This window comes from Tenacibaculum sp. SZ-18, from assembly GCF_002813915.1.
Taxonomy (GTDB): Bacteria; Bacteroidota; Bacteroidia; order Flavobacteriales; family Flavobacteriaceae; genus Polaribacter.
Genome location: NZ_CP019335.1, coordinates 3,517,829 through 3,530,267 on the forward strand (window position 1 = coordinate 3,517,829; position 12,439 = coordinate 3,530,267).

General features: G+C 29.6%; 15 protein-coding genes and 1 tRNA gene. 12 read left to right on the forward strand and 4 right to left on the reverse strand.

Annotation, left to right across the window (positions count from 1 at the left end; genetic code table 11):
* Nucleotides 1–17 precede the first annotated feature (17 nt).
* The 8 genes from BTO06_RS15990 (at nucleotide 18) to BTO06_RS16030 (ending at nucleotide 5,927) form a co-directional block, all read left to right on the forward strand.
* Nucleotides 18–455 carry a MarR family winged helix-turn-helix transcriptional regulator gene (locus tag BTO06_RS15990; RefSeq protein ID WP_100926255.1) on the forward strand — a complete coding sequence of 146 codons (438 nt, stop codon included), beginning with the start codon at nucleotides 18–20 and terminating at the stop codon, nucleotides 453–455.
* Nucleotides 452–757, forward strand: coding sequence for a serine hydrolase (locus tag BTO06_RS18960; RefSeq protein WP_100926256.1), 306 nt, complete (start codon nucleotides 452–454; stop codon nucleotides 755–757). Before BTO06_RS15990 ends, BTO06_RS18960 begins: the two co-directional genes overlap by 4 nt.
* A gap of 84 nt (nucleotides 758–841) precedes the next feature.
* A complete protein-coding gene (locus tag BTO06_RS18965) occupies nucleotides 842–1,453 on the forward strand; it encodes a serine hydrolase domain-containing protein (RefSeq protein ID WP_100926257.1) in 612 nt (203 codons plus the stop codon).
* 168 nt (nucleotides 1,454–1,621) lie between these two features.
* Nucleotides 1,622–2,176 carry a GNAT family N-acetyltransferase gene (locus tag BTO06_RS16005; RefSeq protein WP_100926258.1) on the forward strand — a complete coding sequence of 185 codons (555 nt, stop codon included), beginning with the start codon at nucleotides 1,622–1,624 and terminating at the stop codon, nucleotides 2,174–2,176.
* A gap of 54 nt (nucleotides 2,177–2,230) precedes the next feature.
* Entirely contained in the window at nucleotides 2,231–2,917 is a 687-nt protein-coding gene (locus BTO06_RS16010; protein ID WP_100926259.1) for a leucine-rich repeat domain-containing protein, read from the forward strand.
* Between the two features lie 81 nt (nucleotides 2,918–2,998).
* The gene (locus tag BTO06_RS16015; protein WP_100926260.1) at nucleotides 2,999–3,781 is read left to right on the forward strand and encodes a PhzF family phenazine biosynthesis protein; all 783 of its coding nucleotides are present in this window, start codon (nucleotides 2,999–3,001) and stop codon (nucleotides 3,779–3,781) included.
* A gap of 901 nt (nucleotides 3,782–4,682) precedes the next feature.
* Complete coding sequence (locus BTO06_RS18840) at nucleotides 4,683–4,913, forward strand: hypothetical protein (RefSeq protein WP_100926262.1); 231 nt, start codon at nucleotides 4,683–4,685, stop codon at nucleotides 4,911–4,913.
* Nucleotides 4,914–5,219: 306 nt separating this feature from the next.
* Nucleotides 5,220–5,927, forward strand: a complete 708-nt coding sequence (locus BTO06_RS16030) for a DUF6090 family protein (protein WP_100926263.1) — start codon at nucleotides 5,220–5,222, stop codon at nucleotides 5,925–5,927.
* Nucleotides 5,928–6,969: 1,042 nt separating this feature from the next.
* Here BTO06_RS16030 and BTO06_RS16035 read toward each other — a convergent pair.
* The 3 genes from BTO06_RS16035 to BTO06_RS16045 form a co-directional block, all read right to left on the reverse strand.
* Nucleotides 6,970–7,191, reverse strand: coding sequence for a hypothetical protein (locus BTO06_RS16035; RefSeq protein WP_100926264.1), 222 nt, complete (start codon nucleotides 7,189–7,191; stop codon nucleotides 6,970–6,972).
* Nucleotides 7,191–7,376, reverse strand: coding sequence for a hypothetical protein (locus BTO06_RS16040; protein ID WP_100926265.1), 186 nt, complete (start codon nucleotides 7,374–7,376; stop codon nucleotides 7,191–7,193). Before BTO06_RS16040 ends, BTO06_RS16035 begins: the two co-directional genes overlap by 1 nt.
* A 312-nt stretch (nucleotides 7,377–7,688) precedes the next feature.
* Nucleotides 7,689–7,772, reverse strand: a tRNA-Leu gene (locus BTO06_RS16045).
* Nucleotides 7,773–7,879: 107 nt separating this feature from the next.
* Here BTO06_RS16045 and BTO06_RS16050 point away from each other — a divergent pair.
* Together BTO06_RS16050 and BTO06_RS16055 are read left to right on the forward strand one after the other, a co-directional pair.
* Nucleotides 7,880–8,821, forward strand: coding sequence for a ribose-phosphate pyrophosphokinase (locus tag BTO06_RS16050; protein WP_100926266.1), 942 nt, complete (start codon nucleotides 7,880–7,882; stop codon nucleotides 8,819–8,821).
* 18 nt (nucleotides 8,822–8,839) lie between these two features.
* On the forward strand, nucleotides 8,840–9,415 hold the full coding sequence (locus BTO06_RS16055; protein ID WP_100926267.1) for a 50S ribosomal protein L25/general stress protein Ctc: 576 nt from the start codon (nucleotides 8,840–8,842) through the stop codon (nucleotides 9,413–9,415).
* 94 nt (nucleotides 9,416–9,509) lie between these two features.
* Here the strand turns inward: BTO06_RS16055 and BTO06_RS16060 are convergent, their stop codons facing one another.
* On the reverse strand, nucleotides 9,510–9,893 hold the full coding sequence (locus BTO06_RS16060) for an ankyrin repeat domain-containing protein (protein ID WP_100926268.1): 384 nt from the start codon (nucleotides 9,891–9,893) through the stop codon (nucleotides 9,510–9,512).
* Nucleotides 9,894–10,140: 247 nt separating this feature from the next.
* On the opposite strand from BTO06_RS16060, the gene BTO06_RS16065 reads away from it, so the two are divergent.
* Together BTO06_RS16065 and BTO06_RS16070 are read left to right on the forward strand one after the other, a co-directional pair.
* Nucleotides 10,141–11,058, forward strand: a complete 918-nt coding sequence (locus BTO06_RS16065; RefSeq protein WP_100926269.1) for an OmpA family protein — start codon at nucleotides 10,141–10,143, stop codon at nucleotides 11,056–11,058.
* Between the two features lie 11 nt (nucleotides 11,059–11,069).
* Nucleotides 11,070–11,666 (forward strand): hypothetical protein, encoded by a 597-nt coding sequence (locus BTO06_RS16070; protein WP_100926270.1) that lies wholly within the window; start codon nucleotides 11,070–11,072, stop codon nucleotides 11,664–11,666.
* The last annotated feature ends 773 nt before the right edge of the window (nucleotides 11,667–12,439 follow it).

The window sequence follows — 12,439 nt, forward strand, 5'->3', positions numbered from 1 at the left end:
ATCAACAAAATAGAATTATGGAGTTCAAAAAACCAACAGAAACAATCTTCTATCAAATAGAAAAAGTAATAAAACAATACCGATTAATGGCGCAAGCAAACCTGAATAAACTCGGATATAAAATAACCATAAACCAAATCTTGTTGATGATACAAATTGACAAAAATCAAGAAATAAGTCAAGTTGAATTAGCAGAACTATTGTTTAAAGATGTTGCATCAATTACTCGAATGACAGAACTTTTAGTTAAAGAAAAACTTATTGAAAGAAAAGAAAACAAAGAAGACCGCAGGAAAAAAGACTTAAAAATTACCCGAAAGGGGAAAAAACTATTGGATTTAGCAATTCCTGTAATCTCTAAAAACAGAGAAATTGCTCAACATAATATGACCGAGACAGAAATAAAAACACTTTTAAATCTTTTAAATAAAATAATAATAAACACATCAAAATGAAAAACTTAATTTTAATTGCAGTAACTCTTTTAACCTTTAGCTGTAAAAATTGTAATAGCCAATTAAAAAATAAGTCGAATAAAGTTAAGTTGGTTAATATTACTATAATAAAAGATTATTTAGACAGTCAAACAAAAAAAGATAGTCTTCACGGAATTGTGCTTATCGCAGATAAAGACGATGTTATTTTAAAAAAAGCCTTTGGCTTTAAAGACTTAAATCAGACTCAAAAACACACAATAAATGAAAAAATAGGCTTAGCTTCTATACCTAAAATGTTTACTGTAATAGCAATTATGTAAATTGCATCAAAAGAGAAAATAGATATTGACAATCCTATTGGTTATTATTTGAAAGATATAAAAAATCAAATATGAAAAGACAGTATCACAGTAAAAAATTTATTATCGCACACAAGTGGATTAGGATTCTACTGGGATTATCCGACTGATGAAATATCATCTGATTTAGATAGTTTGTATGAAACCATAAAGAAGAGAGATTCAAAACCAAAAGAGCAAAATATTTTTAATTATAGCAATAATGGCTATATAGTTCTTGGTAAAATCATTCAAAATGTTTCTAGTTTATCATATAAAGAATATCTAACAAAAAATTTAATTAACCCTCTAAAAATGTTCGATACTGAACAAGGACTTCCTGATGGAGGCGGTTTTAAATCTACTGTAGATGATTTACTTAAATTCTCTAAAGCGTTGAGAAATAATTTTCTGATTCGTAAAGAGGTACTCGCTGTAATGAGAACAAAACAATCTGATGCAAATTATGGACTCGGATTTATGCTAAACCCCAAAGAAAAGGTCAAAAAATTTGGACATACAGGTGGTTTTTCTAGTGACGATTCGGGTCTCGGTATTGCCTCTGCCATAAATATAATAAATGATAGATACACTGTGATTATTCTCACAAATAGAAACCCATCTATGGGAGGTGCTAAAGTTTTGAGTTTTATTATTAATCATTTACAAAAAAAATAAAAAACTACGTTTAGTAACTAAAGAAGTTTATAATTCATGCGGCTATTAGTTAATACTACGGAAAAATTCTTACTTTTAATGGAAGTTGATTTTATCGGAATCATCCTGCGGACGATTTCTCACCAACCATACCCAAAACATTAAAAGGCATAATAACAAACAAAATTCATGAAAGTACATATTGAAACTGATAAATTTATCATAAGAGAACTTGAAGAATATGATGCTAAAGGAATATTCGAACTGGACTCTACTCCTGAAGTGCATGAATTTCTTGGAAAAAAACCAATAAAAACTATTAATGAAGCACATAAAGTGATTGATTTTATTAGGAAACAATATGTCAGCAATGGTATTGGAAGGTGGGCAATTATAGATAAAAATACAGATGATTTTATTGGCTGGACAGGACTGAAATATGAAAAAGGTTTAAGAAAAGAATTCAATTATTATGATCTTGGATATAGACTTAGAAAGAAATATTGGGGTAAAGGTATAGCTACAGAAACTGCCATAGAATCGTTGAAATACGGATTTCAGACACTAAACCTAAAAGAAATTGGGGCAGCAGCAGATGTTAATCATTTAGTTTCTAATAAAATTCTTAAAAAAATTGGACTGAAATTTATAGAAACTTTTGATTATGAGGGTGTTACTTATAATTGGTACAAGATAAGCAAAACAGAATGGACTGAATTGGAACGAACAGCTAACACTACTTAAAATGCATTAAAACGCACTCTAATTACACCGTTAGCAAGTATAAAATATTAGTATATGAAACAAATAGTTATTTTACTCTTAATATTTTCATTTTTAACGCCTTGTTCATCGCAGGAAAAACACATATTCACTTCACTAGATTCAGCTTTTAAGAATCCAGAATCTGTCTTTAAATTATTTTTACGGAATAAATCGTTGAAATGCCTGCCAGATTCAATTGATTCGTTTCACAACTTAACTGAATTAAACTTAATTGACAACAACCTTGATAGTCTTCCAGAATCCATTGGAAACTTAAAAAAATTAAAAAGACTTTATTTATCTAACAACCCGATCAATACTCTTCCATACTCCATAGGGAAACTTAATAATTTGATATGGTTGTTTTTAAATCAAACCAAATTAGTAGCTCTTCCTAAATCTATTGGAAATTTGACCGAGCTACGGATACTTTTGTTAAATAACAGTCAGCTCGAAACTATCCCAGAATCTATTGGTAACTTATCTAAGTTACAAGTACTAGAGTTACCAAATACAAAGATCGAAACTCTTCCAAAGTCGATTGGAAAATTAGGTGATTTGCAAACATTATCTTTATATGAAACCAAACTTACAAGATTACCTAAATCCCTCGGAAAATTAAGTAAACTAAAAACACTATCCCTACAATCAACATTATTAAGCGAGAATGAATTGGAAAGCATCAAGCTAGCACTTCCAAAATGTAATGTACACGATTAATGAGTTACTAATAAAACCTAAACTGTATTAAAACGAAGTTTCACCAATTCGTTGGTATTAATTTAAGAAATTGAAAATTAAATGGAGTTAGAAATATATCAAATTGATGCATTCACAGCCAAAGTATTTGGTGGTAATCCTGCTGCTGTCTGTCCCTTAGAAGATTGGATTGATTCTTCAACTATGCAGAGTATAGCTGCCGAGAATAATTTGTCTGAAACAGTATTTTTTGTCAGAAAAAAGGATTTTTATGAAATTCGTTGGTTTATGCCTCATCAGGAAATTGATTTGTGTGGCCATGCGACTTTAGCCGCAGCTTATGTCATTTTTAGTTATTTGAGACCTGAATTAAATGATATAAATTTTATGTCTCAAAGTGGGATATTAAAAGCTCAAAAGTCTGAAGATGGAAGCATTATACTGGACTTTCCGTCGCGACCACCCAAGAAAATTGAAATACCACAAGAAGTCTATTCTGCATTTAATTATAAACCTATTGAAGCATTAGCAAGTAGAGATTTGGTTTTACTCTTTGAAAACGAAGAAAAGATAAGAACACTAAAATATGATTTAAATTTTCTTAAAAAATTACCTTATTTATGTATTGTTCCCACAGCTAAGGGAATTGAAGTAGATTTTGTATCCCGAGTATTTGATGCTAATGCATCCATGCCGGAAGACCCAGTTACTGGTTCCGCCCACACATCTTTAATTCCTTATTGGAGTGAAAAACTTAAAAAAAAGCATTTCATTGCTAAACAATTATCAGAAAGAGAAGGAGATTTAATATGTAATCTTGTTAAGGATAGAGTCCACATCGCCGGAAAAGCTGTACTGTATCTTAAAGGAAAAATTTATATATGAAAATTGCTTAATTACTAATACTAACGAAGAACTGATGTGAAAAATCAAACTCAATTACTTTAGTAAACATAAAAACAAACAGCATTAAAAAATATTCAGTATTCACTTTTAATAATTGTATTAGGACAAATATTTAATCTAATAGCACAAGAGAAAATAAAAAACACAGCTTTACGGTTTATATTTCTAATGGAACTGCCTCGTCAAGCAGTTTAAAAATTAAAAAAGCATATGTAAGTCCAATAATTTCCTATGAGTTTGATAATTACATAATATTTGATTATCATGAAGTTAAACCGAGTGAATTACACATGAAATGGGTAAAATTCCAAGCAAAATTTAATATAACCCATACTTTTTGTTGGGGAAATTATAAGCAATCTTGGCACAAAGGCGTTAGTGAAACAAACCAACTAAGAGTTAAATTAATAATAGATCTTCACAGGCAAGATTATAATATTTTGGAAAATTATTTATTCAGGTTTTACTTTAATTAATAATAAAAAGCATGAAAAATTTAATTTTCCTATTATTAATAACATTCACTTTAAACTTAAATACCCAAGAAAAACAGAACGATGCGACTTGGGAGGAGACGATATCCTTCATTAATTAAGTATAAAAATGAATTAGACTACTTCAAATTTACACAAAAGAGCCCAAATTGGTCTTTTATTGGTCCTGCATCAGAAAATTACATTTTTTGAAATTTATTAAAGGGCAATCTAGCTTAATAAAGAAAATAAAATTCCAAGTGATACCTAACTTAATAAAAGATTTTATAAAGCTCTAACACATTTAGCTTATTTAGCAAGAGAGAAACGCCTAAAAAATCAAGAGAAATCTGGTGATAAATTTTGATATGTATAATAATACTTTAAAAAAATTAACCCTACCCTGTATGACTTGGTTTTTATTTAATATGTCTTTTGTTCAAAAAACAACACAATTTAGCGAGTATAAAATCATTAAAGATCAGTATGAATCTACTAAAATAAAATTTACACCTTATATTATACATAAGACTATTGGAGAAAATGAATCTAAATATGAAAGTCCATACGGTGTTTATGGTGTATTAATATACTATACTGTTAAAAGACAAAAAAAGCTAATAGATAAGACATGTTAAGTGACCTTAAAAGTAAGGGCTACTATGAAACAACACTTGATTATGGTAGTAAAGCAAAAGTTAGTTCGGTTAGTGTTAGCTATTTTAGTATGATTGATGTACCAAAAAAAGATTAGCCAAAAAAAGAAGAATATTTCTAAATACGTTTGCTAACACCGTATATGATTCGTTACGGCTGAATTTCCTCAACAGAAATTCAATCTTATTAATTATCTTTCGGCAAAAACTGAAAAGAACTAACGTACTTTTCCGTCAATAAATCATACTTAAATACCTTGTACTTCATTATAATAGAAATACTAACCTATGATTAAACTCTTTAGAAAACATAAACAAAATTCACTTACAAAAGGAAAAGTAGTAAATTATTTTAAATATGCAATTGGTGAAATTATTCTTGTAGTTATAGGTATTTTAATAGCCTTATATATTAATAATTGGAATAGTAAACGAATTGAAAAAAGAACAGCTATTTCAATTTACAAAAATATAAAACGGCAGACTAAAATGGATAAGAATGCAATTTCCTTGGGACTTAAACATAATCAATTTTTATCTGAAAAATTTGAATATGGAGCTCAAATAATAGAAGAAAATGATCGAGCTAAAACCGATACTCTCTTAGAAATTGAATTAATACTGGTTGAACATTCTGATATTGATATAAATAGCAATATCTATCAAAACTTAATTAATAGTGGTGAATCAAAACTTTTGAAAAATAGAATTATAATGGAAGAAATCCAAAAATTAGAAGGAACTTATATATCTATAAACCGAATGGAGAAAATTCATTATGAAACTATACAAAACAATATTGCCCCCTATTTATTAAAGGCCATTAAGATTCATGATAAATCCGCTCGAAATATAAATATAGTTTTTGGAATTGATTTTCAAAATTATTTTTATTCTACATTACTCATTAGTTCTCAAAAAGACTTGCTATATAATCAAGCAATAAAACAAATTGAAATAATTACAGGGTTAATAGATAAAGAAATTAAACAATAACGAAAGTACAGCTCGGTGTATAATTCGTTGCTGGTTCTGGCTCACTTGCGAAAATTCTTCAGATGTTCTGGTGTAATTCCTCAGTAGATAATTTTTTAGTAAGTCTTTCCTAATTCTTTTCAGCTTTGGTAGCATGAACAAATAAAGAATGTGATACTCCAATCTTTCTTATAAGATTAATGAAATACTTTTACAATTTGATAACGAACAAACTAATCAATGTTTAATTGTCGTGCGCTTTGACTTTTTACAACAATAGAGAAATATTTTGAATACATACTTGGAAATTAAGCTGTAATTTTAATCAATGATAACTCAAAATTTTAGCGAAAATGAAATTTATATATGTAAGTACAACGCCCCCTTACCCCAGAGTATAAATTTTTGGATTTAAAATTAAAGTACTCAATGAAAATACTCAACTCAAAGCATTGTAAAACTAGTTTTTAACACAATAAAAGAGTGTAAAAAGTACAACTTTAAGAAGTTATAAACTTACTATTCGCATTTTTTAATATTTTATCTCAGGTAGTATTTCTAATCGGATAGGTCTCCGTCATTTTTAAATCATAACGCCGTACTTGATTTCTCACTTTTATAGAAGGAATACCAAAATTTAACAAATCCGTGATACAAGTATCTTTTAAAGAATACCATTGATATTTTTACTCAATATTATATTGTTATCGAAACTGTGCCCATTCGTTAGAAATTTTCTTTGGACTTAATTGTATTTTTCCTAGTTTAAATCCTACCCTCGAAAATAGAAAATCGCCAGGTTTAGATTTATACAAATACTTTTGTAATAAAGGAATTAAAGCATATGATATTGTTACTTTATCTGACTTTTATTTTTTGATTGTTCTTCAGAAATAGTAACAACAGCCAAATCAATATTAACATCAGAAACTCTCAGTTTAGTCAATTCAGTCTTTCTAATAAAACAAATGTTCGTGCACATACACAGAACGTAGTAATGAAAGTTTGATTCTAACAACTTGATTAATTTTTTCTTTTCTTGACCTCTAAGAAGTTCACCAACTTATTTTTTCTTTGGTTTAGGCATAATTAGCTCTGCAGGATTTTGTTTTATATAATCTTTTATTTCACACAAAATAAAAAAAGTGTTTAGAAACTGTAAATAATTATTATCAGTACTATAACCTTTTTCGACATATAAGTAATCTAAAAAAGTATGAATAAAAGAATTATCAATTTCTATTATGAATTTGATCTCATAACTTTTAAGCTTAATAAATTCCATTATTTTTTTAAATAAGATTTATCTGCACTACAACTAACTTCTCTTTTGATACCATCTTTCACCTCTTTTCGCTGTAATTCTAAGAACTTAGTCTGACAGTCTTCAAAAGATCTATAGAGTATATTCTTTTCTTCATAACAAGGAGACCAACCACTTTCTAATTTCTTGTTAATCTCAAACACCATCTTTTTCGCATAACGCAACCTATGTGTAATACTTTTAATCTAAGGAAATCTCACTCTAAATCTCTTTAGTTCTTCTTGCGCAGGAATTTTGCATAGTTAACGATTAACCAATCTTGATTTTTCCTCAGCTCAGCTGGCTTGTAATCAACAAATATGGCTTTAAATACTTTTTTGTAGAGTTTTGACCTTTTTTTTATAATTCTTCAATTTTGGCTAATTGAAAAGGAATAAGAATTACTGACACACCTTTGACACAGGTTTTTAAATAAGACCGTTATTAAATACTGTTTATCAAATACATATGAGTTTTTGTACCAAAGGTGGGACTCGAACCCACACGCTCTAATGAGCATCGGATTTTGAATCCGACGTGTCTACCAATTCCACCACTTTGGCTAAAATTATGGAAGTGCAAATCTAACAATTAAAATAAAAACTTTTTAATACTCTTTAAAATAATTTTACTTTTGCCACACACAACACAAACTAAAAATTCATTCGAGATGTCAACGACACAATTATCACCAAAGCTTTTTGCTTGTTCACAAAGTACAGAGCTTGCACAGAAAATAGCAAAGGAATTTAATGCTGAATTAGGAAATGTAAAAACTACGCATTTTAGCGATGGTGAATTTCAACCTGCTTTTGAAGAATCGGTTAGAGGTCGTCGTGTTTTTATCATTGGATCAACTTTTCCAAGTGCTGACAATTTAATGGAAATGCTATTAATGTTAGATGCTGCTAAAAGAGCTTCTGCAAGACATATTACAGCAGTAATGCCATATTTTGGTTGGGCAAGGCAAGACAGAAAAGATAAACCTAGAGTAGCTATTGGAGCAAAGTTAGTTGCAAATCTTTTACAAGCAGCTGGCGCTACGAGAATTATGACAATGGATTTACATGCTGATCAAATTCAAGGTTTCTTTGAAAAACCAGTTGATCATTTATATGCATCAACCATTTTCATGTCTTACATCGAAAGTTTACAATTAGAAAACCTAACAATTGCCTCTCCTGATATGGGTGGATCAAAAAGAGCTTATGCATACTCAAAATATTTAGCAAGCGAGGTTGTAATTTGTTACAAACAGCGCAAAAAAGCAAATATAATTGAACATATGGAGCTTATTGGTGAAGTTGAAGGTAAGAATGTAATTTTAGTTGATGATATGATTGACACAGGAGGAACACTTACGAGAGCTGCTGATTTAATGGTTGAACGAGGAGCAAAATCAGTACGTGCTATTTGTACGCATCCAATACTTTCTGGTAGTGCATATGAGAGAATTGAAAATTCCAAGTTAACAGAGTTAATTGTCTCGGATACAATTCCTTTAAAAAAGGAGGTTTCTAAAATAAAAGTTGTATCTTGCGCGTCATTATTTGCAGATGTGATGCGTAAAGTTCAATCGAACACATCCATCAGCGATCAATTTTTAATGTAATTTTAAATAAATAGAACAATGCAATCGATTACGATTAATGGATCTCAAAGAGAAAGCGTAGGTAAGTCAGCGACTAAAGCCTTACGTAATGCTGGAAAGGTTCCTTGCGTATTATACGGAGGAGACAAACCTGTTCACTTTTCAGCTGATGAAAAAGCGTTCAAGAGCTTAGTATATACTCCAAACGTATATACTGCTTCGATTGAAGTTGACGGTCAAACTTATGCGGCTGTTTTACAAGACATCCAGTTTCACCCAGTTACTGACAGAATCTTACACATCGACTTTTATCAATTATTTGAAGATAAAGCGGTAACTATGGAAATTCCAGTAAGATTAGTTGGAAACTCTAAAGGAGTAATGATTGGTGGTGCTTTACGTCACAATATGCGTAAATTAAAAGTGAAAGCTTTACCAGCAAACTTACCTGACTTTATTGAAGCTGATATCACAGAATTAGAAATTGGTAACAAACTTTATGTTACTGAATTAGCAAACGATAACTATACTTTTTTACACCCAGACAACACTGTGGTTGCTCAAGTTCGTATGTCTCGTAATGCTGCTAAAGCTGCTACAGAAGCTGAAGGATAAAACAAGATTTTATTATAAGATAAAAAGAAAGACCTACAAGCTTTGTAGGTCTTTTTTAATTCAATTAATTTACACAATAATATATGTGTGTATTTTAACGCTTCATTGCTTGCTTTATAACAGCCATTGTTTCATTAGCCTTTGCCAACTTAGCCCATTTTAAAGCTGTATATCCTCTTTTAGATTTAGCTTTTAACTTAGCTCCATTTGCGATTAGTAATTTTGCAATATCTGTTCTGTTATAACGAGCCGCAAAAATTAACGGAGTTAAACCTGTAGATTTTTGATTTACGTCCTCTCCACTTTTAATTAAAGCTTTAACAGCTTCATAGTTTCCTTCTCTAATCAATGTACAAAAAGGTGAAACTTCAGTGTACTTAGTTACAGTAATTTTCTCTGGTTTTGGAGTTTCTGTTGCATTTACAGTTGTAGTGAAAGCCCCTAAAAATAAAGCAATTGTTAAAATGATTCTTTTCATATTCTAAAAATTTAAGTTAAACAGGTTATTTGCTAAAAAGACGCCCATATTTCAAAAATGTTTCGTCAAAATTAGGCAATTAACGTAACAATAACATTTTTAGAATTTCCTTAACAATGCTGAATAATTACACTTTACAGAATCAAATTCTTTAAAAAACATAAAATTATACTACTTTGAAAACGAGATTGTTAAAACTTTAAATAAAATTTAATAAATTAACAATCAACAAGGTAAAACAAAAACTATGACTAAAAAACTCATGTATCTTTTAGGTATACTCATTACGATCTTAGTTGGAACTTACTTCAATTGGAAATTATGTTGCAATAATAATGTAATACAAGAAAGTTCATCTTCTGAATTGATTAACGATAATCAAAGGAAAATTAAATCTCCTACATTTCACGCTTTTACAATTAAAGAAGATAATGACACCTTTTCTCTGAGTAATGCCGATAATTTTAAATTTAAAAGCTCAAGCTACAAAATCGTTAGTCCAGTACCCTCTGGTTTAGATTTGGAATTAGAGAAATTAAAAACGTATGTAAACAGTATTTCTAATAAGGGTTTATCAATCACTGGATATTACACTGAAAATGAATCAAATGAATCTGCTTACCCTAATCTTGGATTTGCAAGAGCAATTTCAATAAAAAATTATCTCACTTCGAAAGGCATCCCTTCTAATGTTATGAAAATGTCAGGGAAATTAAAGGAAACCATGATTCCTGATTCATTAAATGTATTTCATGGACCCGTTGACTTCGTTTTTACAGAATTGAAAGATAAAAGTGAAGAACTAAATAAATTAGGAAATTATATCAAGGAGCATCCTGTGGTATTGTACTTTAAAACTGGTGTAACGTATATCAATCTTTCAACAGAAGAGCGACGACAGATGGCTGATATTGCTAAATATTTAAACCAAGTAGAAAGCGCTCAGTGCATCGTTACAGGTCATACCGATAACACAGGTGATGTTACTACAAATTTGGGAATTGGACAAGAAAGAGCTAATTCAGCCAAACGCTATTTAATACAAAACGGAATACCAGAAAATAAAATTACCGCAATTTCAAAGGGTAAAAGCGAGCCGGTTGCAGACAACTCAACAGAAAAAGGAAAAGCTAAAAACAGAAGAATAGTAATAACAATTAAATAACAAATTCACACATTATGGCATGTATTATCACACCTATCTTAGTCGGACTCATATCAGCTTTTTTAGGTTATTTATTAGGAAGACATGTTTTATCAAATCATGAAAGCAACAACAATTCATCTAATGAAGAATTATCAAATCTTAAAAGTAGAATTTCTTCTTTAGAAGCAGAATTAAAAGCCTGTCAAAAAACAAAACTAGAGTTAACATCTGACTTAAAACTAGCAAAAGAGGCTTCTCAAGCTTTTACCAATACAACTGACTTTGCTAACTCACTATCCACTTCAACAGAAACGACAGAAATAGTGCAATTCGATGCAGCTTTAGCTAAAGCCACTTTTGGTAAAAAAATTAAACAAAACGACCTAAAAGTAGTTGAAGGAATTGGTCCTAAAATTGAAGAATTATTTCACAACTTCGGAATAAAAACTTGGAAAGAACTCGGAGAAACATCTGTAGAAAAATGTCAAGAAGTTCTAAGAAGTGGTGGAGATCGATTTAGAATGCACAAACCAAACACTTGGCCTAAACAAGCGAAATTAGCCTTAGAAGGTAAATGGGAAGAACTCAAAAAATGGCAAGATAAACTTGATGGTGGAAAAGCCTAATTCATATATAAAAAATCTCGATTCTATACCGAGATTTTTTATTTAATTTATTGTTTTTTTTATAATAAGCTTTACTTGACAGATACTTAATTACCCCAATAATTTGGACATTGAAATGCTTGAATATTCATGTTATTATTGTTTTAATAGGATTAGTAAAACTTTCTGATACAAAGATGCGACGAGAATAGACCTCAAAAAATGGACAAAAGTTCCTATGAGTTGTACAATTGAGAATTTGGAAGAAAATCTAGAAATAAATCAAGGTTAAATGACTTATTTCAATAAGCAAAAAGAAAAAAGTTACAGTGATTGAGAATCGAAAACAATATAAATATAAGTAATAATCACTCCCACGATTACATACAATAAATATCGTATAAAGGCTTGATCAGCTTTTTTGGTATATTTCTTTACAAAAAACCTAATAGCATTAATTGATACCCCAAAAAACATAAATGCTACAAAACCATGTAAACCATAAGTTACTGTGAGCCAAATAAAAGATAAAATAAAAAAGATAAGGCTAGGATAATCAAAACTCTTGAAAAACTTAATAATATTATTCTGAATCATTTTACACAAATTAACAATAGTAAGTATTACATTTTACTCTATTCTTTAATATATGAAATTGAGATAGCAACCACAATAGCTGCACAAAAATGGAAAAACGAATCTCCTGTCTTATCAACTTCATAATATGTAACACCAAAAAGAAACGAGATAGATAATAAAATCAACAATAAATTTCTAAAGAAATTTTTACTCTT

What these genes read in the sequence shown, in the direction of transcription:
- BTO06_RS15990 (WP_100926255.1), top strand. Translation starts at nt 18, where the DNA reads ATGGAGTTCAAAAAACCAACAGAAACAATCTTCTATCAAATAGAAAAA.
- BTO06_RS18960 (WP_100926256.1), top strand. Translation starts at nt 452, where the DNA reads ATGAAAAACTTAATTTTAATTGCAGTAACTCTTTTAACCTTTAGCTGT.
- BTO06_RS16005 (WP_100926258.1), top strand. Translation starts at nt 1,622, where the DNA reads ATGAAAGTACATATTGAAACTGATAAATTTATCATAAGAGAACTTGAA.
- BTO06_RS16010 (WP_100926259.1), top strand. Translation starts at nt 2,231, where the DNA reads ATGAAACAAATAGTTATTTTACTCTTAATATTTTCATTTTTAACGCCT.
- BTO06_RS16015 (WP_100926260.1), top strand. Translation starts at nt 2,999, where the DNA reads ATGGAGTTAGAAATATATCAAATTGATGCATTCACAGCCAAAGTATTT.
- BTO06_RS18840 (WP_100926262.1), top strand. Translation starts at nt 4,683, where the DNA reads ATGACTTGGTTTTTATTTAATATGTCTTTTGTTCAAAAAACAACACAA.
- BTO06_RS16030 (WP_100926263.1), top strand. Translation starts at nt 5,220, where the DNA reads ATGATTAAACTCTTTAGAAAACATAAACAAAATTCACTTACAAAAGGA.
- BTO06_RS16035 (WP_100926264.1), bottom strand. Translation starts at nt 7,191, where the DNA reads ATGGAATTTATTAAGCTTAAAAGTTATGAGATCAAATTCATAATAGAA.
- BTO06_RS16040 (WP_100926265.1), bottom strand. Translation starts at nt 7,376, where the DNA reads ATGGTGTTTGAGATTAACAAGAAATTAGAAAGTGGTTGGTCTCCTTGT.
- BTO06_RS16050 (WP_100926266.1), top strand. Translation starts at nt 7,880, where the DNA reads ATGTCAACGACACAATTATCACCAAAGCTTTTTGCTTGTTCACAAAGT.
- BTO06_RS16055 (WP_100926267.1), top strand. Translation starts at nt 8,840, where the DNA reads ATGCAATCGATTACGATTAATGGATCTCAAAGAGAAAGCGTAGGTAAG.
- BTO06_RS16060 (WP_100926268.1), bottom strand. Translation starts at nt 9,893, where the DNA reads ATGAAAAGAATCATTTTAACAATTGCTTTATTTTTAGGGGCTTTCACT.
- BTO06_RS16065 (WP_100926269.1), top strand. Translation starts at nt 10,141, where the DNA reads ATGACTAAAAAACTCATGTATCTTTTAGGTATACTCATTACGATCTTA.